The 23665-nt window shown below is 63.6% G+C and carries 21 protein-coding genes; 9 read left to right on the top strand and 12 right to left on the bottom strand.

Annotation, left to right across the window (positions count from 1 at the left end; all coding sequences use genetic code 11):
* The first annotated feature begins 50 nt into the window (after positions 1-50).
* Together NKH97_RS02905 and derI are read left to right on the top strand one after the other, a co-directional pair.
* A complete protein-coding gene (locus NKH97_RS02905) occupies positions 51-818 on the top strand; it encodes a triose-phosphate isomerase (protein WP_023808904.1) in 768 nt (255 codons plus the stop codon).
* A 33-nt stretch (positions 819-851) separates the two neighbouring features.
* A complete protein-coding gene (gene derI, locus NKH97_RS02900) occupies positions 852-1289 on the top strand; it encodes a D-erythrulose-4-phosphate isomerase (protein WP_013533067.1) in 438 nt (145 codons plus the stop codon).
* 20 nt (positions 1290-1309) lie between these two features.
* Here derI and dhaL read toward each other — a convergent pair whose 3' ends face one another.
* The 4 genes from dhaL to oiaX all read right to left on the bottom strand — a co-directional run bounded on the left by dhaL (position 1310) and on the right by oiaX (position 5707).
* On the bottom strand, positions 1310-1951 hold the full coding sequence (dhaL, locus tag NKH97_RS02895; protein ID WP_352795292.1) for a dihydroxyacetone kinase subunit DhaL: 642 nt from the start codon (positions 1949-1951) through the stop codon (positions 1310-1312).
* Between the two features lie 27 nt (positions 1952-1978).
* Complete coding sequence (locus NKH97_RS02890; RefSeq protein WP_023808902.1) at positions 1979-2986, bottom strand: dihydroxyacetone kinase subunit DhaK; 1008 nt, start codon at positions 2984-2986, stop codon at positions 1979-1981.
* Positions 2987-3117: 131 nt separating this feature from the next.
* The gene (locus NKH97_RS02885; RefSeq protein WP_352795291.1) at positions 3118-4452 is read right to left on the bottom strand and encodes a four-carbon acid sugar kinase family protein; all 1335 of its coding nucleotides are present in this window, start codon (positions 4450-4452) and stop codon (positions 3118-3120) included.
* Between the two features lie 4 nt (positions 4453-4456).
* Complete coding sequence (oiaX, locus tag NKH97_RS02880; protein WP_352795290.1) at positions 4457-5707, bottom strand: 3-oxo-isoapionate-4-phosphate decarboxylase OiaX; 1251 nt, start codon at positions 5705-5707, stop codon at positions 4457-4459.
* A gap of 173 nt (positions 5708-5880) precedes the next feature.
* On the opposite strand from oiaX, the gene NKH97_RS02875 reads away from it, so the two are divergent.
* A complete protein-coding gene (locus NKH97_RS02875) occupies positions 5881-6594 on the top strand; it encodes a transcriptional regulator NanR (protein WP_352760157.1) in 714 nt (237 codons plus the stop codon).
* 2 nt (positions 6595-6596) lie between these two features.
* On the opposite strand, the gene apnL is transcribed toward NKH97_RS02875, so the two are convergent.
* From apnL to NKH97_RS02835, 8 genes are all read right to left on the bottom strand, one after another.
* Positions 6597-8435 (bottom strand): D-apionate lactonase, encoded by a 1839-nt coding sequence (apnL, locus tag NKH97_RS02870; RefSeq protein ID WP_352795289.1) that lies wholly within the window; start codon positions 8433-8435, stop codon positions 6597-6599.
* Positions 8432-9466: a Gfo/Idh/MocA family protein gene (locus NKH97_RS02865; protein WP_352609306.1), complete on the bottom strand. Its 1035-nt coding sequence runs from the start codon at positions 9464-9466 to the stop codon at positions 8432-8434. Before NKH97_RS02865 ends, apnL begins: the two co-directional genes overlap by 4 nt.
* Before the next feature lie 2 nt (positions 9467-9468).
* Entirely contained in the window at positions 9469-10533 is a 1065-nt protein-coding gene (locus tag NKH97_RS02860) for an ABC transporter permease (protein WP_023808896.1), read from the bottom strand.
* Positions 10526-12082 carry a sugar ABC transporter ATP-binding protein gene (locus tag NKH97_RS02855; RefSeq protein ID WP_023808895.1) on the bottom strand — a complete coding sequence of 519 codons (1557 nt, stop codon included), beginning with the start codon at positions 12080-12082 and terminating at the stop codon, positions 10526-10528. Before NKH97_RS02855 ends, NKH97_RS02860 begins: the two co-directional genes overlap by 8 nt.
* Entirely contained in the window at positions 12079-12723 is a 645-nt protein-coding gene (locus NKH97_RS02850) for a DUF2291 family protein (protein ID WP_352609307.1), read from the bottom strand. Before NKH97_RS02850 ends, NKH97_RS02855 begins: the two co-directional genes overlap by 4 nt.
* A gap of 95 nt (positions 12724-12818) precedes the next feature.
* The gene (locus tag NKH97_RS02845; protein ID WP_352609308.1) at positions 12819-13760 is read right to left on the bottom strand and encodes a D-ribose ABC transporter substrate-binding protein; all 942 of its coding nucleotides are present in this window, start codon (positions 13758-13760) and stop codon (positions 12819-12821) included.
* A 327-nt stretch (positions 13761-14087) separates the two neighbouring features.
* Positions 14088-14915: a phosphogluconate dehydrogenase C-terminal domain-containing protein gene (locus NKH97_RS02840; RefSeq protein ID WP_023808892.1), complete on the bottom strand. Its 828-nt coding sequence runs from the start codon at positions 14913-14915 to the stop codon at positions 14088-14090.
* 290 nt (positions 14916-15205) lie between these two features.
* Positions 15206-15880 carry a GntR family transcriptional regulator gene (locus NKH97_RS02835; RefSeq protein WP_352795288.1) on the bottom strand — a complete coding sequence of 225 codons (675 nt, stop codon included), beginning with the start codon at positions 15878-15880 and terminating at the stop codon, positions 15206-15208.
* A 218-nt stretch (positions 15881-16098) separates the two neighbouring features.
* Between NKH97_RS02835 and NKH97_RS02830 the strand changes: the two genes are divergently transcribed.
* The 6 genes from NKH97_RS02830 (at position 16099) to kce (ending at position 23658) form a co-directional block, all read left to right on the top strand.
* Positions 16099-17226, top strand: a complete 1128-nt coding sequence (locus NKH97_RS02830; protein WP_023808891.1) for a sugar ABC transporter substrate-binding protein — start codon at positions 16099-16101, stop codon at positions 17224-17226.
* Between the two features lie 80 nt (positions 17227-17306).
* Positions 17307-18839 carry a sugar ABC transporter ATP-binding protein gene (locus tag NKH97_RS02825; RefSeq protein ID WP_352795287.1) on the top strand — a complete coding sequence of 511 codons (1533 nt, stop codon included), beginning with the start codon at positions 17307-17309 and terminating at the stop codon, positions 18837-18839.
* Positions 18836-20920 (top strand): ABC transporter permease, encoded by a 2085-nt coding sequence (locus NKH97_RS02820; protein WP_352795286.1) that lies wholly within the window; start codon positions 18836-18838, stop codon positions 20918-20920. The genes NKH97_RS02825 and NKH97_RS02820 overlap by 4 nt, the downstream gene beginning before the upstream one ends.
* A gap of 13 nt (positions 20921-20933) precedes the next feature.
* Positions 20934-21740: an SDR family oxidoreductase gene (locus tag NKH97_RS02815; RefSeq protein ID WP_023808888.1), complete on the top strand. Its 807-nt coding sequence runs from the start codon at positions 20934-20936 to the stop codon at positions 21738-21740.
* Between the two features lie 11 nt (positions 21741-21751).
* The gene (locus tag NKH97_RS02810; protein WP_023808887.1) at positions 21752-22699 is read left to right on the top strand and encodes a 3-hydroxyacyl-CoA dehydrogenase; all 948 of its coding nucleotides are present in this window, start codon (positions 21752-21754) and stop codon (positions 22697-22699) included.
* A complete protein-coding gene (gene kce / locus NKH97_RS02805; protein ID WP_023808886.1) occupies positions 22696-23658 on the top strand; it encodes a 3,5-dioxohexanoate:acetyl-CoA acetone transferase in 963 nt (320 codons plus the stop codon). Before NKH97_RS02810 ends, kce begins: the two co-directional genes overlap by 4 nt.
* The last annotated feature ends 7 nt before the right edge of the window (positions 23659-23665 follow it).

Here is a 23665-nt window from a genome sequence, read left to right as displayed (position 1 = left end):
ACGCCGGCACCGATGGTGGCCAGGAAAAACGCGCGTTGAAGGAGAAAAGAATGACCCCATATTGGGTCGGCACGAGCTGGAAGATGAACAAGACGCTTGCCGAGGCGCTGCAGTTCGCCGATGCGTTGGCGGCCTTCGTGCCTGACTTCGATCAGGCGATACAGCCTTTCGTCATTCCGCCGTTCACCGCCGCGCGCCAGGTCAAAGCGGCGCTGGCCAACACCCGCGTGAAAGTCGGCGCCCAGAACATGCATTGGGCCGACGCCGGTGCCTGGACGGGAGAGATCTCGCCAGTGATGCTGAAAGACTGTGGGCTGGATGTGATCGAACTCGGCCATAGCGAGCGTCGCGAGCATTTCGGCGAAACGGACGCGACTGTGGGACTGAAAACGGCGGCCGCTGTCAGGCACGGGTTCGTGCCGCTGATTTGCGTCGGCGAGACGTTGGCTGAGCGTGAATCAGGCCGCGCCGAGGCGGTGTTGACGGCACAGGTTCTCGGCGCGCTGCAAGAGCTGAGCGGCGATCAACTGAAGGCTGAAATCCTCTTTGCCTACGAGCCCGTCTGGGCGATCGGCGAGAAGGGCATTCCCGCCAGCGCCGACTATGCCGACAGGCAGCAGGCGCTGATCAAGCAGGTTGCCGCCGACCGGCTGCCGGCTGCCCCGCCTGTGCTTTACGGCGGCAGCGTCAATCCCGGCAACGCGGCCGAACTCATCGGCCAGCCGCATATCGATGGCCTGTTCATCGGCCGCTCGGCGTGGCAAGCGGAAGGCTATATCGACATTCTGAAAAAGGCGTCGGCCGCCATCGCGCGCTGACCGCTAAAAGACCAAGCAAAGGAGCTCATCATCATGAAGATCGCACTCGGAGCCGACAGCGCCGGCAAGCCGTTGCTCGACGTCATCGCCAAGCATCTCGCCACCAAGCCGGAACTGCAGGTCGTCGACCTAAGCCAGGCCGGATTCTACGCCGATATCGCCGCCTCGGTCGGCCACGAAATTCTCGACGGCAATTACGACCGGGCCATCCTGTTTTGCGGCACCGGCATCGGCGTCAGCATCTCCGCCAACAAGGTCCCGGGCATTCGCGCCGCATTGACCCACGACACCTATTCCGCTGAGCGCGCCGCCAAGTCCAATAACGCCCAGATCATCACCATGGGCGCCCGCGTCATCGGTCCCGAACTGGCGAAATCGATCGCCGACGCATGGTTGGCCTCGGAGTTCGATCCGAATGGCCCCTCCGCCACAAACGTGCAGGCCATCGACAAGCTCGACGCCAAGCGCTGACGCGAGGGCCTGCTGCTGAGTTAACTGGTCAAGGCGACCCGCATCGCCTCGATCACGGTCACGGCGGAGGCGGCGCCCGGGTCCATGTGGCCAAGCGAGCGTTCGCCGAGGCGCGATGCCCGGCCCTTGGTGGCGACCATCGACTTGGTCGCCTCCGCGCCGGCGTTTGCCGCGTGTGCAGCAGCTTCGAGACTGCCCGCCAGATCCTTGCCGGAGGTCAGCGCTTCGCCCGCCGCCTGCGCAGCCGGCGCCCATGCATCGATCATCGTCTTTTCGCCTGGCTCGGCCTTGCCGCGATCCTGAATGCCTTTGGCCATCGCCTGGAACAGAGTGACCACGTCCGCGTCGTCGAGCGTCGTCTTGCCCTTGACGGCTGCCGCGGCGCGCATGAACGCGGTCGCATAGAGCGGACCGGAGGAGGCGCCAACCGCATTCAGGAACGACTTTGCCGCCGTGTTCAGCAAGGTGGTCGGATCAGTGGCCTCGGTGTCCAGTGCGGCGACTGCATCGCGTGCCGCGGAAAATCCAAGCTCCATCGCGATGCCGTGGTCGGCGTCGCCGATAACTCCGTCAAGCGCGCATAGTCGGTCCCTGTCGGCCGACATGGCGGTTGCGATCGCCGCGAACATCGCGACAAGGCGGGCGGTGTCGATTGTCGTCATGTCTTAGTCCTTGCCACAGAAGTGGGTTTAGCCGGCGCGAAACATGGCGCAGTCGCAGGGGTGGTCCAGCATCGTCTGCAACTCGCCGTCCAGCCGATGCAGAGTGATCGAGGCCCCGGCCATTTCGAGCGAGGTGCAGTAATTGCCGACCCAGCTTGCGTGTATGGACACACCGATCTCATCGAGCCTCTGCTTCACGCGCCGGTTCATGATGTAGAGTTCCATCAGCGGCGTCGAGCCCAGCGAATTGACGAGCACCGCGACCTTGTCGCCGCGCGCCGGCGCCATCTCGTCGAGAATCCTGTCCAGCATCTCGTCGGTGATCTCGTCGGCTGTTTTCAACTTTTCGCGCGCGATGCCGGGCTCGCCGTGGATGCCCATGCCGATCTCCATCTCGTCCGGGCCGATCTCGAAATTCGGCCGGCGGGTCTGCGGCAGCGAACAGGGCGACAGCGCCACGCCCATGGTGAAGGTATGGTCGTTGGCCTTGCCGGCGACGCGCTCGCATTCGTCGAAGGACAACATCCGGTCGCAGGCGGCGCCGGCCGCCTTGAAGATGAAGAAATTCCCGGCGACGCCGCGCCTCTTGTGCCGCTGGTCGCGCGGTGCCGAGGCGACGTCGTCGGTGCTCAGCACCGTGCGCACCTCGATGTCGTCCATGGCGGCCATCTCGGCCGCCATGTCGAAATTCATCACGTCGCCGGCATAATTGCCGTACATGAAGAGCACGCCGGCGCCGCCGCTGACTGCCTTGGCGCATTCGAGGATCGGGTCCGGCGGCGGCGAGGCAAAGACATTGCCGATGGCCGCAGCGTCAGCCAATCCCTTGCCGACAAAGCCGAGAAAGCTCGGCTCGTGGCCCGAACCGCCGCCAATCACGAGGCCCACCTTGCCCTGGCGCGGTCCGTCGCGGGCGATGATGGAGCGTGGACTGCCGTCCACGCTTTTGAGATGGCGGGGATGCGCTGCCAGGATGCCTTCCAGCATCTCGTCAACGGCGCGGTTGCCATCGTTGATGATCTTCTTGGTCTGCACCCGACGTCCTCCCGATTTCGGCATTTTCGCAGATAATACCGGGTGTTACCGGGATTTCCACCCGGCAAGGCGCATTTCGCGTGTTGAAGTGCTCTCGCACAGCGGCTCCTGAAATCCAGGTGTCGGCTGGTTCAAGTGCCGAGGCCGTCGCGGATGGCTGAGAAATAGCGATCGGTTCCGACCTGGCCGCCCTTGAGCGCGACCTCCAAGCCGTCGATCGCCTTGACGCGCGAGTGGGCAACGCAGAGCGGCGAGCCAGGCGAAGCGGGCAGCGGCATGCGAATTGTCAGGGCATCGACACCTATCTCGCCGAGTGCGTGGCTCGACGTGTCGCCGCCGGCAATGGCCACGCGCCGCAAATTCTGTTCGATCGTCAGGCTGCGAAGGATTTCTCCAAGGCCGCGGCCAAGCCTGTGGCGGGCGCCTTCCTGCCGGTCGATTTCGGCGCCCCTGTCGGCATCGGGGCCAAGCGCGGTGTAGAGGATGACGCTGCGCCCGGCTTGCAGACTGGCACGGCCGCTTGCCGTTGCGCGCGCGATCGCCTGCTGCGAAGACTCCGAAACCAGCTCGACGGGATCGACCTCGATGCCGTCGAAACCGTCGGTCAGGGCATGCCGGATCTGCCGCTCGGTGGTCGGCGAACAACTGCCCGACACGACGGCTATCCGCTCGGCTGCGCCCGGCGGCGTAAAACCTTGTCCAGCGCCGACAATGTCATTCGACGCCCATTCGGCCAGCAATGCATACTCGACCCCGGACGAGCCGACGACAAAAGAACCGCCTGGCTTGCGAACGCGCCAGATCTCCTTGCCGGCCAGAGCCTGCGTTTCCAGATTGTCGACATCGAGAAGCACGATGGGGGTGCCGTTTCCGGTCAGGCGATCGAACGCGGCCGATCGCGACGCGGACTGCAGCGTTGCAAGGTCGATCAGCCCGGAGCTCAGCGCCGTCTGCCGCGACAGATGGATCAGGAGATCGGCCTCATCCATCGGCGTCGTCGGATGGCGGCTCATCACAGGGTGGCGATCGATGCGGAAATATTGGTCGCGATAGGCGGCGAATAGATGGCCGAAGGCGGTGTAGCGCTTGAGCTGCGGCGCGCCGACCAGCAGCGGCACACTATCCTGCGCGAACACCGAGCGGCCGACCTCGATGGCCCGGCCGATGCTGCCGACCGTTGGGCTGGAATCGAAGGTCGAGCAAACCTTGTAGTGGCAGATCGCGGCGTTGAGTGTCTTCAGCCAGGCAAAGGCATCGCGCAGATGCATGTCCATCCACTGCGGCGTCTCGCTGCGGCTGGTGCCGGCGAGGCCGATCGCCCGGCAATGGGCAAACCGCGAAAGCAAGGCATCGTCCGGCTGGCGCATGAACAGCACGGTCGGCACGCCGCCGAGCTCAAGCGCCTCCATGACATCGGTCGAGCCGGTCAGGTCGTCGCCATAATAGCTGAGAAGCAGGTTCTGCATGGCTTCAGGCTGCCTTGCCGTCGCCGAATTTTTCGATCGACCGCGCCAGTTCAGGGTGGTTCAGGGCGAAGTCGGCAAGCGGAATGCCGTCGACCGCCGCCTGCCAGGCTTGCTGCACGGCACGCACGCCGGCGCCCGGCCCGTCCGGATGGCTGACGATGCCACCGCCGCAGAGATAGAGAAGATCGACGGTCCGGCCGGTCCGCGCATATGTCTCGGGCGCCTGCCCGCCCCACTGGCCGGAGCCGGCGACCGGCAAGGCGCAGTCCTCAGGTGAGAAGATCGGCGTCGTCACCGCCTTGAACGACTCGACGAAGGAGTCATCCGGCTCCCAATATTTCGAGGCGATGCCGTTGATCTGGAATTGGTCGACGCCGAGCAGTCGCCAGAATTGCTGCCAGACCTTGAAGCCCATACCTAGCCCGGGGTGCCGGGTGAGGATGTCCCAGCCGTTGCGGTGAGCATGCAGCACCAGACTGGAGCGCTTCCTCAGGAACGCCATGCCACTGAGCCCGATCGAATTGATGTTGACAACAGCGCAATTGCCGCCGGCCTTCGCCACCAGATCGTGGTTGCGCATCATCTCATCCGGGTCGGCATGCGAAATGCCGAAGGCATACATCACTTTCTTGCCGGTCTTCTGCTTATGGTCGAGGATCAGCGGCATGATTGCCTTCACCCGCTCCGACAGCGGCGAATAGGCCGGGCTCATCAGCTTCTCGTCATCCTTGATGAAATCGACGCCGGCGGCGATCAGTTCCGCCACCATTGCCGCCGTCTCGTGCGGCCGCAGCCCGAGCGCCGGCTTGACGATGGTGCCGATGATCGGGCGGTCCGTCACACCGGTCAGTCGGCGGCTGCCGGCGACACCGAACTGTGGGCCGGGATGCGCGCCGCGAAAATCCTCCGGCAGCTTCATGTCGACGACGCGGATCCCGGTGAGACCCTTGATCGAATAGGTGCCGCCGATGGCGATGGTCATCAGTGCCGAAAGGTCGGTGCCGATGGCATCGAATGGAAAGGCGATATCGACATCGGCGCGCCTGAACGGCCCGTTGCCGCTGTCGGGAAGCGACGGCCGCTCGGCATCGGCCAGAGGCCGTATCGCCAGCACGCGCGCCGCCACCCGGGCTTTCAGTTCCTCGGTCTCACCGGGCAGCGCGACGAAGGTGCCGGTCGACTGGTCGCTGGCGATCTTGGCCGCCAGCGCTTCGATGCTTCCAGGCGTTTCGATGCGGTAGGTGAGAGTGATCATGGTCCGCTGTCTCAAGCCGAGGCGTTCGAAAAAGGTTCACTGGTGTTTCAAATCTGGTATAATGAGTACATAAGTATTGCAAGCCATATCCGGCAGCCGGATCGACAGACGGCAATTCCGGGAATTGTGGCGGCAGTGTTAGATAGGCCGGGTCAAGGGAGTGATTCGCGACGATGCACCGTTCGGAACCGATTGTCCGGCGCAAGCTTTCCGATGAGGTCTTCTTGCGGCTGAAACGCCTCATTACCAGCGGCGAATTGATGCCGGGCGACGACATGCCGTCGGAACGCGAACTGATGGAGCGTTTCGAGGTCGGCAGGCCGGCGATTCGCGAGGCGATGCAGGCGCTGAGCAATATGGGCCTGGTCGCGATCTCGCATGGCGAGCGCGCCAAGGTGCTGCAACTGACCGCCAAGTCGATCATCAAGCAGGTCGATGGTGCCGCCAAGATCATCCTGTCGTCGTCGAAGGACACGCTTGAGCATCTGAAAACCGCGCGCATCTTCTTCGAGCGCGGCATGGTCAGGGAAGCCGCCGAAAAGGCCACCGCCGAGGATGTGCTGCGGCTGCGGGCGACCGTCGCCGAACAGCGCGGCTTTCGCGGCGATTCCGAAGCCTTCATCTCCGCTGACATGAAGTTCCATACACAGATCGCCACGATCTCCGGCAACCCGATCTATGTTGCCGTCAGCGAGGCGATGCTGGGCTGGCTGAAGGAATACCACACCGAAATGCTGATCTGGACCGGCAAGGAAAAGTTCACGCTGACCGAGCACGAAGAGATCATCGGTCGCATCGAGAAAAAGGATGCGGATGGCGCCGAGAAGGCGATGATCAAGCATCTCGAGCGCTCGCGCGCGCTCTATGTGATGAATTCCGAAAAGTAACTTCAGCCGAGCCGGGTGATCGCGTAAGGCGTCATCACGAGATGGCCGCGGCCAAAAGCCGAAATGTCGACCGGCACTTCGTCCGCCGTCAGGTTCGCCAGCCACGCGATTGTCTTGCCCGAGGCGGAGCGCCCGGCCAGCGCCAGCACCTTGGTCTCATCGCTCGTCCTTGCCGACACATGCGCAAGGCCGGCCAGTTCGCAAAGCCCCTTGATGGCCCTGAAGAGCGGCCGGGGTGTTCCTTCCGCGACGGGTTCTCCAAATGACGCCAGCACGCCGAACGGTCCGGTGAAGCTGGAGAGCGTGAGCTGTTCCAGCCCAGCGGGCGCGATGCGCGCGGCATAGCCGATCGTCCATGCCGCCGCGAACTGGCCGGCATGGCGCGGGTCTCGGTCGGCCATGGCGATGCGCTGTCCCCCGGGATTGGGCTTGGTCGCGCCGCCATAGGGGTTCTGCCGCATGGCAATCGTCGATGGTCCGATCCGATAGGGTTTCGCCCCGAAGATCGCCCGCGCCGATTGGGTGATGAAAGGCAGCGCCTCCAGCGATTGCATGATGCTGAGATCGTCGGCGGCGTGAACGATCGGGCAAGTACAATGGGTGACGAAATCGAGCTGGTCCTCCGGCACGCGCTTGCGGTTGAGTTCGGTGAAATAGCTGAACATGCCGCCGCCGAGCCGGATGTCCGGAAAGGCGCGCCGCGCGGCCGCGTAAACGTTCTCGAGCGGCGGACAGTCCGGCCACGTGCTGCCCGGCGGTGTCGACTGCCGGTCGACCGAAGGCGACACGGCAATGGCCGAGAGTTTTAGCCCGGCCTCGCGCACCAGGCCGGCGACACCTGACATCTCGGCGTCGAGATCGCCAGCGCAGGCAACGACGCATTCGAGGGTCGTTTCGGCTGCGTAGGCAGTTGCCAGTCGGGCGAAAGCGCGCAAGGCGTCGAGCCCGTGGCCAAGCGTCGGATCGTAGTGAAACAGCAGCTGTTGTGGGCCGAGTGCCGCCAGCGTGGAGAGGTTCGCCAGCGCCGTCTCGACATCCTCGGGATAGATGACCACGCCGACATCGGGCAGCCTTGGCCCGACCTCGCCGAGTCCAACGCGGACCGGTTCGCTGGTCACGGTGGCAGCCGGTGCTTTGCCTTCACCTGCGATGCGCAGGCTGATCGTCTGGCGCAGGGTTTGGCCGGCAGGCAGCACATACGGCCATGGCAGCGCCAGCGGCCGCACATAGGTCTTGTAGGATGCGTCAGACCAGTTGCGCTGGTCCTCCATTTCGAAAGTATCGCCTTCCATCCGGCATTCGGCGGTGACGCCAGGCCGAACCTGATGGGTGATGGCGCGGATATCCTTGAAAGGCTGCCAGGGGTCTATCAGTTCGGGAAGCTTTGTCGCCTCCACGCTGCCGTCCGTATGCTCGACCTTGACCGGGCTGCCGGCGAGGTCGGCGATAGGATGCAGGATGCAGAAGCCGCAGCGGTTGGTTTCGAAATCGCTTTCGGGAAGGGCGCTGACCTCGAAGGCCAGATGGCTATCGGCAGAGCCTTTGATGGTGGCGCGGAAGCCGAGCCGGCTTCCATCGGGGGCCAGGCAGCTTGCCGAATAGCTGACCGAAAAAGCGTCGGCCGCCTGGTTGATGATCAGGTCCGTCAAATTTGGCTCATAGGTGCCCCAGTCGCGGTCACGCACGATATAGGCGATGGCGCGCAGCACCTCGGTGCCGCCATGCCGGATGGTGCGCAGATTGCCGTTGACGAAGTCGGCGCTGAGCGCGCCTGCGCGTAGCCTGATTGGTTCGGCCTCGACGGCATGCGTTCCGTAGAGCAGGAATGCGTCGGCGGTCATTTAAGCAAGGCGTCGAGCTGCACCGGTTGCCGGCTCGCGGCACCGGTGTAAGCCGCCTCGACCAGTGCGAACGTCTTGAGATTGTCGGCGCCCGAGGTCGCCGGTTCGATTCCCTTCGCCAGGCAGTCTACCCAATGCTGCTGGATGGCGACGACGCTTTCCTGAATGTTATGCCAGGGCCGCGACGCCCATGGCAGCAGCGGCGGCGAGACGTCGGTGACGACCGTGCCGTTCTTGCCGGTGACGGTGAGCCGGTATCCCTGCGCCAGCCGGATCGTTCCGTCGCTGCCGTCGATCTCGATCAGCGTCTCGGGAAACGGCTCGGTGGCAAGCTTCGTCGCATAGCTGCAGTCGACCACGGAGGTCGCGCCGCTCTTGTGGTCCAGAAGCATCGTCGCCACATCCTCGCCCGCGATACTAGGATTGACGCGGGCGGTTCGCGACGTGATGGTCGAGACGTCGCCGAGCAGGAAGCGGGCGATATCGAGGATATGGATGCCGAGGTCCTCGATGATGAAGCGCTTTCCCGTCGCTAGATAGGGCTGGCCGGAAAACACGTCATAGCCGGAGCGGAAGGAGATGCGCCCGAAGAAAGACGTGCCGATCTCGCCGCTGTCGAGCACGGCGCGCACCGCCTGGATCGGCGACTGCCAGCGAAAATTCTCATGCACCATCAGCGGCACGCCGGCTTCCGCGCATGCCCCGACCATTGCCTTGGCGTCGGCGAGCGTCGGCGCGAACGGCTTTTGGCAGATCACCGGAACGCGATGAGCGGCCGCCATTTCGACAAGCGGACGATGGCTGGGCGCGGTGGTGGCGATGTCGACGAAGTCCAGGCTTTCGCCGGCAAAAAGTTCCGCCGCATCGGTATAGCGCTTCGCTATGCCGAACTGGTCGCCGACGATCTTGAGCCGTTCCGGGTCACGGTCGCAGATAGCAACGATCGAAGCGCCCGCAATGCCGCGCCAGGCGTGCATCTGGTTGACGGCAAAGAAGCCGCAGCCGATCAGCGCTCCACGCAACTCCGCCATGCTCAACCCGCCTTCGCCATCTGCATCAAGGTGACGCGCTGTTGAAGCCGGCGTTGTGCCTGGTCGACGACAACGGCGACGATGATGACGAGACCCTTGATCACCATTTGCCAGAACGAACTCACACCCATCATCACCAACCCGTCCGAAAGAATGCCGATGACGAAGGCGCCGACGATGGTGCCGCCGATCGTGCCGCGCCCGCCCGACATCGAGGTACCGCCGAGCACCGCCGCCGCAATGGCGTTGAGCTCGAAACTTTCGCCTGTTGCCGGATGCGAGGCCATCAGCTCGGACGAGATGATCAGGCCGACGATCGCCGCGCAGAAACCGGAGAACATATAGACGAACATCTTCACCATGTTGACACGGACGCCCGAAATCCGCGACGCCCGTTCATTGCCGCCGACGGCGAAGATATGGCGGCCGAGCGGTGTGTATTTGGCGAGATAGGCGGCTCCCAGTGCAACGACGATCAGGATCCAGATCGCCACCGGCAGGCCAAGCAGCCGGCCTGCACCGAGGAAACCGAAACCGGTGGTGCCAAGCTCCGGCTTGCCGACGAGGTTGGGAAAGGTGCGGCCATCCGACGACAGCAGCGCCAGGCCGCGCGCGACATAGAGCACGCCAAGCGTGGCGATGAACGGCGCGACGTTCAGCCGGGTGATCAGCAAGCCGTTGACGGCGCCGATCAATATGCCGACGGCAAGCGTGATCAGCGCGATCTCGAAGACGTTGAAATAGATGGTGTAGCCGATCTGCAGGTCGATGCCATTGAGCACGAGATAGCCGGCCACCATGCCGCACAGGCCGACGATCGAGCCGACCGAAAGGTCGATGCCGCCGGTGATGATGACGAAGGTCATGCCCATCGCCAGGAACGCGTTCAGCGCCACGTGCTTCGACATCAGGATCAGATTGGCGGTCGACAGGAAATTCGGCGCCGCGATCGAGAAGAAGATCAGCACGGCGATAAGCGCGATGAAGGTCCTGAGCTTCATCAGCGTCAACAGCACGGAGCCGCTGGAAGCGGAATGAGCGGCCGCCTTGGCTGGGATGTCAGTCATGGGCGGTGCTCTCCGTGTGTGGGACCGGTCCGTGGCCAAGCGCCGAAGCAGCGACGAGTGCCGCCTCCGTCGCCTCGGCACGGTCGAACATGCCGGTCAGTTTTCCGTTGCTCATCACCGCGATGCGGTCGGACAGCGCCATCACCTCATCGAGGTCGGAGGTGGCGAACAAAATCCCCAATCCGTCGCGGGACAGTTTGCGCATGGTGCGGAAGACGTCTGCCTTGGCGCCGACATCGATGCCTCGGCTGGGTTCGTCCATTAGCAGCACCTTGGGTTCGGTGAGCAGCGCCTTGCCGATCACCACCTTCTGCTGGTTGCCGCCCGACAGCGAAGACACTTCCTGCGCCGGGTCGGCGACCTTGATCGCCAGTTCCCGCACCATCTGCGTCACCGCCTGCCTTTCGTCGGCGCCACGGATATGGAACAGGCGGGCAAATCGCGACAGGCTGGCTAGCGTCAGATTGCTGGCGACCGAGAGGATCGACACCAGCCCTTCGCGCTGGCGATCCTCGGGGATCAATGCCAGGCCACGCCGGATGCGCCGCGTCGTGTCGCGCTCCTTGACCTTTTTACCGCCAATGAAGATCGCGCCTGTCGAATGGCCGTGGCGGCCCATGATGCAGTCGAACAATTCGCTGCGACCGGCGCCCATCAGGCCGTAGATGCCGAGGATCTCGCCGGCGCGCAGCGACAGCGAGACATGGTCGACGGCAAGCCCGCCGATAGCGCGCGGCAGGCAGATGTCCTCGGCTCGAAAGATCTCCTCGCCCGGAAGATGGCCGTCAGCCTTGGCGAAATCCTTGGCGTCGGAACCGATCATCTGGCGAACGATCCATTGCGTGTCGACGTTCTTCATCTCCTCCTGGCCGGTGATGCGGCCGTCGCGCAGCACGGTGATGTAGTCGCCGATGCGGATCAGCTCTTCCAGCCGGTGCGAGATGTAGACGATGGCCACGCCGCGCGCCTTGAGGTCGGCGATCACCTTGAACAGGATCTCGACCTCCGCAGCGCTCAGCGCCGAGGTCGGCTCGTCCATGATCAGGATTCGCGCATCGAGCGAAACCGCCTTGGCGATCTCGACCAACTGCTGCTGGCCGATGCGCAAATCCTCGACCAGCATGTCGGGCCGTATGCCGGCTTGCAGGCGTTCCAGAAATTCAGCCGCACGGCGCTCCTGTTCCTTGCGGTCGATCTTGCCGAAGCGGTTGGTGATCTCCCGGGTGGCGAAAATATTCTCGGCGACGCTCATGTTGCCGAACAGGTTCAACTCCTGGAACACCATGCCGATGCCACGGTTCACCGCATCACCGGATGACGAGAAGGAAACCTCTTCGCCTTCCAGCAGGATGCGGCCGGCGGTCGGCCGTTCCACACCGGCGATGATCTTCATCAGCGTCGACTTGCCGGCGCCGTTTTCACCGACCAGCACGTTGACCGCGCCCTTGCGCACCTCGAAATTGGCGCGCTTGACCGCAACGGTGCCAGAATAGACCTTGGAGACGTCCTCCAGCTTCAGGATGATTTCGCGCTCTGCTGTCGCGCTCATGGCTTCGGCCCGATCTCTGCCTCCGCCGGCGTCACCAGCGGCAGGTCCTGGCCGCTCCCCAGCGTATAGGCGCCCAGCACTTTGGCACTGCGGCCTTCCAGCGCCTCGCGCGGCAGCTTGGACAGCACCGTCTTGTCGGTGTAGCTGTTGAACGCCTTGCCGAACTGGGCGAAGTCGATCTGGTTGGTGAAGTCGTTGAACTGGATGAAGTCCAGGCTGTCGCGCAGCGCGGTGCCGCGCACCGCCGGTCCGATCTGCACCCGTGCATCGGCCTTGCCGTCGCCGTCGACATCGACGTCGACGGTTGCCGCCCGCGACTGCGTGTTGGCCGCGACGATCTTGCCTTCCAGGCGAACCGCGAAAGTCCAAGGCGAATTCGCCTGCTTGTTCGGATTGCCGTATTTGGCGCCGGCAGCCGATGGATCGGTTGTCGCCAGGGTGTGAACCTGCGCAAACGGTCCGGCTTTCTGCTGGAGATAGGGCACGACCTTTGCCGCCCATGTCTCTTCGACCATCTTGTCTGGATTGAAGGCGGGAGCGTTGTCTCCGGCTTCCGATTTCGTAGGCAGGATCTTGCAGGCGGTCAGGCTGATGCCGACCATCACGGTAAGGATCGGCCAGTTCGGCTTGGTGTTCAGCATGGCGGCCTGTCGTTCAGCATCGTGGGCGGCCCACGGAAAATGGCGGCAAGGGGCGAAAACCGATGTTCGCCCCTCGCTATTGAAATCACGCTGACTCAGTTCGTCAGCGCGAAGGTCTCCAGCTTGGCGGCATTGTCGCCATTGATCAGAACGCAGTCCATCAACTGCTTTTCCTTGGCCGGCGACTTCTTGTTCTTGATGAAGTCGTTGGCCTGCTCGACCGCCATCTGCGCCTGCGCGAAGGCCGGCTGCAGCACGGTTGCCTTGACACCGCCGGCGGTGATGGAGTCGCGCACGTCGTTCGATCCGTCGAAGCCGACGACGATGACGTCCTTGCGGTTCGCCGCGGCAAGTGCCGCATAGGCGCCCATCGCCATCGTGTCGTTGCCGGAGATCACGCCCTTGATGTCGGGGTTGGCCTGCAGGATCGATTCCATCTTGGAATAGGCTTCCGTCTGGCTCCAGTTGGCCGACTGCTGGGCAACCATCTTCAGGTCCGGATAGTCATCGATGACGTCGTGATAACCCTTGGAACGAATGCCGGCATTGGTGTCGGATTCCTTGCCGACCAGTTCGACGAAATTGCCCTTCTCGCCCATCAGTTTGACGAACTCCTGCGCGCCGAGCTGGGCACCCTGGTAGTTGTTGGAGACGATCTGCGCCACGGCGACGCCGGTGGCGTTGATCTCGCGGTCGATCAGGAAGGACGGAATCCCTGCGTCCTTGGCCTTTTGCACGGCGGCGACGGTGGCGTCGGCGCCGGCATTGTCGAGGATGATCGCCTTGGCGCCGCGGCCGATTGCGGTGTCGATCAACTCGGACTGCTTGTTGGCGTCGTCGTCATGGACCAGCACCAGCGCCTCATAGCCGAGTTCCTTGGCCTTGGCTTCGGCGCCGACGGCTTCCGCCTTGAAGAACGGATTGTCGTGCGAGGGCGTGATGATGGCGATGAGATCCGCCGCGTAGGCGGGCACGGCCGTGCCAAGCGCCAGCATGCCGGCGAAAGCCGCAAGCGTCATTCTGCGTGTGAGTTTCATGAAGTCCTCCCGTTTGAAAATTGCCTTGATCGGCCAATGGCTTCGTCTGCATCCGAACTCGTCAGGCAGCGCGGGCCGCGGATCGCTTGGGTCAAAAAACCGTTGCCGGCTTACCCCAGGCGGATCGTTGCTCCCCAGCCATCCTCCACTCGCCAGGCTTCGAACTCCCTGCGAAACCCTGTCGATCCGAGCCATGAACAGCTAAGCCAACTGGTATGATGAGTCAACCACTAATTCAGGTGACATGTACCTGATGAGCTACCAAAACCGAGGGTCGGCAATGACAGGCCGGGCCCTCGAGGTGCTGCGTCAAGCACCTGTCTTCTCTCAGGTGATCCGCTGAATGCTGGCGGCGATCTCTTCCGGTTCGAACACCCGCTTCCAGTCGTCACGCATCAGCACCGGCTTGCCGAACTCGATCGCCTTGTTGCAGGCGTCCGAGAAAACGCCCTTGGTCTCGCCGAAGATGACGGCGCCGAGCACGTTCATATGGCCGAGCAGGAAGTCGAGCGCCGCCTGCTTGTCGACACCGCGCGCCACGACTTCGTCGACGGCTTCCTTCATCACCACCAACAACGAGGCGCACACCGTCTCCGAAAGGCCAGGCTCGAGCAGCGCCATCTGTTCGACGCTGACGCGGTGCGAACGCATCACCGGCGCCCATATGATCTTCGCGATCGCCTCGCCCTTGGCGTAGTCCTCTTCCGGCCCCTGCATCAGGGCGCTGACCATATGCTGCTTGGCCTTCACGCCGCCGAAATAGTCCTTCTTCGCGGCCATGTCCGTCTCGTCATTGAAGATCGGCGGATGGCAGGGGTGGGTGACGAAATAGGTGAGGTCCGGCCGCTTCGGCAGATGGCCGGCGAAGGGTGCTGCCGCGTCTAGCACCACCACCATCGTGCCTGATACCAGCTTGCTCTCGATGCTGGCCGCTACCTTGCCGATATGCGTGTCGGGAACGGCCAGGATCACCACATCGGCGTCCTTGAGCGCCTCGTCGGCACTGACCGTATCGAAACCCAGTCCGGTCTTCAGCCGTTCGCGGCCGGCATCGCTGACCTCGACATGGCGTATCGTGTAGGGCGACCCGCGAAAGTTGGTCGACAGGCGGTAGCCCATTTTTCCGCCAGCCCCGAACAGCGCAATCGTTGTCATCTGGTCACCACTCCTGTTCTTCGCCGACGGCATCGCCCGTCGTCAACTGATCAACTGGTATAATCACGCTACCAGATTTTGGCAATCTGATAATGACCATGCGATGCGTGCGCCGCGTCATCGGCTGCCGACGGCAAGCTCCAGCACGAGAACCATGGATGGCGCGCTCTGGATACGATTTCTAGATCACCAGAAGAAGCCCGCGCTTGCCCGCTGAGTGCGCATGGGCGCTGCTCTGCCATCCCTAGAAATAGGAGGCATCTGTTGGGGGTTGGAGGTGGGGCCGGGCGCTACTTCAAAAGGTCGACCAGCATGTCGAAAGCCGCATCGATATCGCCGCGAACCGCCGCCTGAACTGCCTGCTCGTCCCGGTCGCGCAGGGCCGCAAACATCTGTTGATGGTATGTGTTCGCGGTCGAGTAGGACCCATGCAGCATATTGAAATAGGGGCTGATCTGCAGCCATAGGTCCTTGATGATCTTGAGCAGGGTTTCGGATCCTGCTGCTCGGTAGATTGCGAAGTGGAAGGTGTAATTCGCCCTCAGATAGGCCTTTACGTCGTCCGCGCCATTCGCGCGTTCCAGCGAGTCCAGATCGCGCGCGAAAATCGCAAGATCCGCATCACTCCGGTTCTGTGAGGCCCAGCCGGCGGCGATGGCCTCTATCTCAAAACGTACATTGCGCAAATCGGTGAGCCGCTCGCGGCTGAGCGCCGGAATACCAATGGAGCGCCCGGATACCACGGTCAGCGCGTTGGCTGCCGTCAGGCGCCGCAGCGCTTCCCTGACCGGCATCGGGCTGACGCCAAAGGCGTCGGCGAGGCTCTGAACCGTGACCATCTCGCCCGGTACGATGCTGCCGTCGAGGATCAGTTCGGTGACCTGATTATAGACCCGGTCCTGCAGAGTTTCCTTGGACAGTGGAGTGATCTCGACACCAGGCTTCCTGAACGCCGATCCAGCCATCTCCGGTCAACCTTCCCGCCCAAGGGCGACACTATTGCTTGTGTCGGAATGCAAGGTTCGTGGTGCCACGTCAAGCGGCTGACATAGCCGTTTTGATATAAACGATTTCATCATTGATATTTGATCAAATCATGTTACGGTCGCTGGCATCGAATGGCAAAGGTTACGTTTTGTGCCCTTGGGAGGCATTCGGTCGTTCTGTTTGGGAGGAGTTTCACATGGGTATCGGATCGAAAGTCCGGCGGCTCGCGCTGCTGGCTGGGATGGCTGCATGCGCCTTCGGCCTGTCCGCCGCGCAGGCAGCCGAGAAGCACAAGATCTTTCTCAGCATGAGCTACATAGGCAATGATTGGCAAGCGGAGGCGGCCAACATGGTCAAGGCCATGGCCGCTCACAAGAGCCTGGCCGACAAGGTCGACCTGCAGGTCCAGGTCGCTGGCCCCAACGCGCAACGCCAGATTCAGCAGATCAACGCAATGGTGCAAAGCGGCGCCGAGGCCATCGTCGTATATCCGATCTCGCCGACCGCGCTCAACCAGGTCGTCAAGAATGCCTGCGACAAGGGCGTGAAGGTCTTTGCCTACGACGCCGAGATCACCGAGCCTTGTGCCTACAACGTCCACATCGACCAGCTGGAAGCCGGCAGGGTGACCGCCGAATGGCTGGTCAAGAAGCTCAACGGCAAGGGCAACATCATCGCCATCACGGGTGTCCCGGGAACATCCGTCGACGATCAGCGGACAAAAGCCGCCAAGGAAGTCTTCGCCAAATATCCTGATATCAAGATCGTCGGCGAGGCTGTCGGCATGTGGAGCCAGGCGGTCGCCCGCACCGAACTTTCGAAAATCCTGGCCACCCGCAATTGGGACGACATCAACGGGCTGTGGATGCAGGTCGGCTGCTTCACCGCCAACTCGATGCAGCTCGAGGCCGGCAAGAAGACAAGCGAACTCCTGCCTTGCGCCGGCGAAGGTTCCAATGGCGGCCGCATCCAGATGCTGCCGGAGGGCACCGAAGTCGAAGGTGCGGCCGCCCCTTACGCGCCGGCCGGCGCACAACGCATTTCCTACGCCTCGCCGCCTTATTCGGGTGCGCTGGCGCTGAAGCTTGCCGTCGAGGCGATCGAAGGCAAGGACGTGCCGAAGACCACCATCCTGCCGCTGCCGCTCGTCACCAATGAGACGATCAAGCTGTGCGACGAAGGCACATGGGCGGAGATGAAGGCCGGCTGCAACGCCTTCAAGCCGTCGCTGGTCTCCAATCCGGGCTGGTTTGCCTCGATCTTCTCGGACCAGACACCCGAGGTCGGCCTTAATGCTGCCCTCGTCGGACAACCGGAGAACTAAGCCTCCCAAGGCGCGTGTGACGATGCACGGACTGTTGTCCGTGCATCGTCAATCCATGCCAAGCCCGGCGATCGAGGACAATGACAGAACATTCCGAGCTCCCCGCCATCGAGATCGACGGTATCAGCAAGGCGTTCGGCCCGACCGTCGCGCTGGACGGCGTGTCGTTTGCGATCGCGCCCGGCAGCGTCCATGCCCTGCTCGGTGAAAACGGAGCGGGCAAGTCGACACTGGTGAAGCTGCTGTCCGGACTGGTCCGGCCGAGCCAAGGCCATGTCCGTGTCTTCGGCAAGGAGATCGCTTGCGGCGCACCGCGCGCAGCACATGCGCTCGGTATGCAGACAGCATTCCAGGAGATGACCCTGGTGCGTGACCTCTCCGTCCTCGACAACATGATGCTGCCTTACGCCCCCGTCGGCATCTCCGGCCTGATCCGCCGCGGTGCCGCCCGCAAGGCCGTCCGCCGCCATATCGAAGATCTCGGTTTTTCCGTCGATCTCGATGCCGAGGTGAGTGAGCTCGAGCTTTCGGTGCGCCAGAAGATCGAGATCGCGCGTGCCGTCTACCGCAAGCCGCGCATCCTTTTGCTCGACGAACCGACCTCGACGCTCGCCGGCCGCGACGTCGACTGGCTGGGCGACATCATCGCCAGGCTGAAGGCGGCCGGCACCACCATCGTTTTCATCACCCATCGCATGCGCGAGGTCCGTGCCTTCTGCGAGACGTTGACGATCCTGAGAAACGGCCGCCACATCGTCACCGCGCCGGTTGCCGATGTCTCTGACGCCGACGTCATCGAAAAGATCATCGGCCGCAGCATCGAGCAGACCTTCCCGCCCAAGCCCGACAGTGCCCAGGCCTTCGGCCCGCCGGTTCTGGGCGTGCGCGACCTGAAGGTCGGGCGCAAGCTCGACGGTGCCGGATTCGACTTGCGCAAAGGCGAGATCCTCGGCGTCGCCGGACTGCAGGGCATGGGCCAGCAGGATCTGTTCCTGGCCTGCTTCGGCATGGCCGAAATCACCCGCGGCGACATCCTCGTCGATGGCCGCAAGGTCTGGCTGGGATCGCCCGCCGATGCCGTGCTCCCCAACATGGCGATCGGCCTGGTGCCGGAAGACCGCAAATCCGAAGGCCTGTTCCTGAAACTGTCGGGAAGCCAGAACGCCACGCTGCCCGTGATATCGCGCTTCACACGGCTAGGCCTTGTCGACGCGCAAGCCGAGACCCGCTCCGTCGAGGCGGCGTTCGCCACTGTCGAAGTCGATGATCGTGCGCTGTGGACGCGGGCCGCCGCATTTTCCGGCGGCAATCAGCAGAAGATCGCCATCGCAAAATGGCTGGTGGCGCAGAGCCGCATCCTGCTTTTGTTCGATCCCACCCGCGGCATCGACGTCGGCACCAAGCACGAGCTCTATGTGATGATGCGAAACTACGTCGCCGCCGGCGGCTCGATCCTGCTGCACTCGACGGAGATCCCCGAACTTGTCCACCAGTGCGACCGGGTCCTGGTCCTCTACGACGGGCGCATCGTAGCCGAGCTCGCAGGCGACGCCATCACCGAGCCGGCCATCATGCGCCCGGCGCTCGGCGATGCCGGGGAAGCCGCCGCATGAGCAGCACGGCAGCCTCATCCCCTGTTTCCGGTGGCTTCGGGCTGCGCCGCGCGCTGATGCGCAATCGCGGCGCTCTGATCGCCGCGGTCGTCCTGGCCATCCTGCTTTTCATCGTCGACTGGATCAGCGCCGGGCCGCTGACCTATTTCGATGTGTCGTTCCTGTCGAGCGGCGGCACAACCTCGGCGCTCGCGGCGATCGGCCAGACCATCGTGATCCTGTCGGGCGGCTTCGACCTGTCCGCCGGCGCGGTGATATCGCTGGTCAATGCCGTGCTGGCATCGAGCATGGACCCAATGGCGCCAGGCGCCAGCATCATCTTGTGGACCGCCGTCGGCATCGGCGTCGGCATGGCCGTGGGCGCCTTCAACGGCTTCTTCATCGCTGTGCTGCGCATGCAGCCCATCGTGGTGACGCTGTCCACCATGTTCATCCTGCAAGGCGTGACGCTGCTGGTGATGGACAAGCCCGGCGGCTTCGTGTCGCCCGATCTCGGTACCTTCTATCTTGGCGACGCGATCGCCGGCTGGCTGCCGATGCCGCTGGTGGTGATCGGCGTCGTCCTGCTCGCCTGGTTCTGGCTGAAGGGAACCCGCTTCGGCACAGCACTTTATGCGGTCGGCAGCGATGCGGAGTCGGCCGCTTCCGTCGGCATCAATGTCGTGCTGGTGCGCTTTGCCGTCTATGTCATCGCCGGCGGCTGCTATGGCCTTGCCGGCGTCTTCATCAGCGCCCAGACCGGCAGCGGCGATCCGCTGGTCGGCAATCCGCTGCTGTTGTCGATGTTCGCGGCGGTCGTCGTCGGCGGCACGCGCCTCGGCGGCGGGCAGGGCGGCCCGGTGGGCTCTGTCTTTGGCGCCTTTATCCTGATGATCGTGGTGAACATCCTGCTGGTGCTCAACGTATCGGCCTATTATGCGACCATCGCCGAAGGCACCATTCTGGTGCTGGCAGCACTTGCCGGCTCCATCTCGCACGCATCGGTGCTTGCCGTGCAGTTGCGCGCCGCGCGTGCCCGGCTCGCCGCCTGGCGCGCCGGCATACTGCCCTCGCAACTCGAGCGCGTGGACCGGCGTCTCAAGACCGCCGAACCAGCCCATGCCCAGCGCAGTCCGGCATCGCCGCACCCTGCCTTCCATCTGCGCAACGCGGAAACGCTGCGCTATGCGCTGCCCGCCTATGTCTGCCTGCTGCTCATCGTGGTCGTCACGCAGGTCTGGCTCGGCCGCGCCATCCTCAATCCGGGGTACTGGAATTCGCTGCTGGTGCTGTCGTCGTTCCTAGCCGTCCTGGCGCTCGGGCAGGGAACCGTCATTCTGACCGGGGGCCTCGACCTCTCCGTGCCGTGGACGATCGGCATCTCCGGCATCATCCTGGCAGGCATGGTCAACGGCTCCGACGCCGCCCTTGTCTACGCCTTGCCGGTCGTCCTGGTGATGGCCTGCGCCATCGGCTTTGCCAATGGTTTCGGCATCGTCTATCTCGGCATCTCGCCGATCGTCATGACGCTCGCCACCAACGGCATTCTGCAAGGCTGTGCGCTGCTCTATTCGCAGGGAACGCCGGCCGGGTTTTCCTCGCCGATGCTGCGCTGGGTCATGACGGCCAAGCTTGCCGGCCTGCTGACCCCAATCGTCCTGCTGATGGTCGTCTTTGTCGTCGCGGCGGTACTGCTGCTTGGCCGCACGCCGTTCGGACGACGCGTCTACGGCATCGGCAATGGGCTGCGCGCGGCGCGGTTGTCGGGCATCGGCGTCGAGCGCACGCTGATCCTGGTCTATATGCTTTCGGCCGTCTGCGCGGCTGTTGTCGGCATCATGCTGACCGGCTTTTCGGGTCAGGCAAGCCTTGGCATGGGCGACGACTATCTGTTGCCGTCGATCGCCGTGGTGGTGGTCGGCGGCGCGCTGATCACCGGCGGACGCGGCCACTATCTCGGCATGCTCGGCGGCGTGTTGTTGCTGACGGCACTGCAGATGCTGCTCGCCGGCACCACGCTTCCCTATGCCACGAGGGCAATTCTTTACGGACTGGTCGTTCTGGGCGCCGTCATGGCGTTGCGCGAACGGCGGCTGCAATGAAAAGGACAGGACCATGAGCACAAGGGCGCCGGCATCGGCGGACGAATTTCTGACCGGGCTGAAAGGCCAGCGCGTGCTGGTGACGGCAGGCGCCGGCGGCATCGGTTTTGCCATAGCCGACACACTGTCACGCCTCGGTGCCCGCATCGTCGTCTGCGACGTTTCCGACGAGGCGCTGGCCGCTGCTCCCGGCAAGATCGATCTGGTCGCCGCTGTGAAGGCGGATGTTTCGCGCGACGATGACGTCGACCGGCTGTTCGAGGCGGTCGAGAAAGAACTCGGCGGGCTCGACGCGCTGATCAACAATGCCGGCATTGCCGGGCCGACCGGCGGTGTCGACGAAATCGACCCGGCCGACTGGCGGCGCTGCATCGACATCTGCCTGACTGGCCAGTTCCTGTGCGCCCGGCGCGCCGTGCCGCTGATCAAGGCGGCGGGCGGCGGCTCGATCGTCTCGATGTCGTCGGCCGCCGGCCGCCATGGCTACGCCTTCCGCACACCCTATTCGGCGGCCAAGTTCGGTGTCATCGGTTTCACGCAGAGTCTCGCCAAGGAGCTCGGGCCGCACGCTATCAGGGTCAACGCCATCCTGCCCGGCATCATCGAAGGGCCGCGCATCGAAGGTGTTATCTCGGCGCGCGCCAAGCAGGTCGGTATCAGCCACGAGGAAATGACCGGACGCTATCTGCAGAATATCTCGCTGCGCCGCATGACCAGCCCCTATGATGTCGCATCGATGGTCGCCTTCCTGCTCTCCGATGCGGGGATCAACATTTCCGGCCAGTCGCTCGGCGTCGACGGCAATGTCGAAACACTTTGAGGAGCCGATCCATGGCCAATGTCGCAATTGTCGGAAGCGGGTTCATCGGGCGGGCCTGGGCGATCAGCTTCGCCCGTGCCGGCCATGACGTGCGGATGTGGGATCAGTCGCCCGCTGCGACCGGCGGCGCCCGCGACTACATTGCCGGCGTGCTCGGTGACCTTGCCGCAAACGACCTGCTGCGCGGTCAGTCCGTCGACACTGTGCTTGGCCGGATCACCATTGTCGCGGAGCTGGCAAAGGCGCTGGCGGGTGCGGTCCATATCCAGGAGAACACGCCTGAAAACCTCGAGGTGAAGCGGGAGGTATTCTCGCTGATCGACACGCTTGCCGATCCGCGGACAGTCATCGCCAGTTCCACCTCGGCGCTGTTGCCGTCGAAATTCACCGACCATCTGCAAGGACGGCATCGCTGTCTGGTCGTGCACCCGATCAATCCGCCCTATCTCATTCCGGCGGCCGAAATCGTGCCGGCGCCATGGACGTCCGCCGAGACGGTCGAGAGAACCTGCGCCTTCCTCATCGACGCCGGTCATGCGCCCCTGGTGATGAAGCGCGAGCTCGACGGCTTCATCATGAACCGCCTGCAAGGCGCATTGCTTGAGGAGGCTTTCCGGCTTGTCGCCGACGGCTACGCCAGCGTCGAGGATGTCGATATCGGTATCCGTGACGGACTGGCGCTGCGCTGGTCGTTCATGGGTCCGTTCGAGACCATCGATCTCAATGCACCTGGCGGCGTGCGCGACTATGTCGAGCGTTATCAGTCGATCTATTCGAACATTTTCCCGCAGATGCTGCGGCGCGTCGACTGGGCGGGCGAGGTGATGAAAACCGTCGAAGCCGACCGCCGCGAGCGCCTGCCACGCGAAAACCTCGGCGAACGGCAGGTATGGCGCGATCGTCGGCTGATGGCGCTGGCGGCACACAAGAAAAAATCGGACCAGGAGTACGGACAATGATCGAAACGAGCCGCAAGCCAAGTGCTGCGCAGACCAGGGGCAAGGTCATCATCACCTGCGCGGTGACGGGCGCCATCCACACGCCGACCATGTCGCCCTATCTGCCGATCACGCCTGACCAGATCGCTTCTGAGGCGATCGCGGCTGCCGAAGCCGGTGCCGCAATCCTGCATCTGCATGCGCGAGATCCGGAAACCGGCAAGCCCGACCAGACGCCGGAGGCCTTCGCTCGCTTCCTGCCGCGCGTCAAGCAAGGCACCAACGCCGCCATCAACATCACCACCGGTGGCAGCCCGTACATGAAGGTCGAGGAGCGCGTGCGCCCGGCCGCCAAGTTCAAACCGGAAGTCGCCTCGCTCAACATGGGCTCGATCAATTTCGGGCTCTATCACCTCGCCGACAAATACGAGACCTTCAAGTTCGACTGGGAAAAGCCGCATCTGGAAGCGACCCGCGACCTCGTCTTTCGCAACTCGTTCAAGGACATCGAGTACATTCTGGCGACCTGCTACGACAACGGCACGCGCTTCGAGTTCGAGTGCTACGACATCGCCCATCTCTACAACCTCTCTCACTTCGCCGACCGCGGGCTGGTGAAGCCGCCTTTCTTCGTGCAGTCGGTGTTCGGGCTGCTTGGCGGCATCGGCACGCACCCGGAAGACGTCGCCCATATGAAGCGCACCGCCGACCGGCTGTTCGGCGACCAGTTCCGCTGGTCGGTCCTCGGCGCCGGCGCCAGCCAGCTGCGCATCGCCGCGCAATCGGCCGCACTTGGCGGCAACATCCGCGTCGGGCTGGAGGACAGTCTCTGGGCGGGCAAGGGCAAGCTTGCCAAATCGAACGCCGAACAGGTCTTGCTGGCACGCAAGATCATCGAGGGGCTCGGCATGGAGGTGGCGACGCCCGACGAGGCGCGCGAAATCCTGTCATTGAAGGGCGGCGACAAGGTCGCTTTCTAAATCGTTG

It is taken from the genome of Mesorhizobium sp. M0870 (assembly GCF_040319775.1).
Classification (GTDB): Bacteria; Pseudomonadota; Alphaproteobacteria; order Rhizobiales; family Rhizobiaceae; genus Mesorhizobium.
This window is presented reverse-complemented; position numbering and strand designations above follow the sequence as displayed.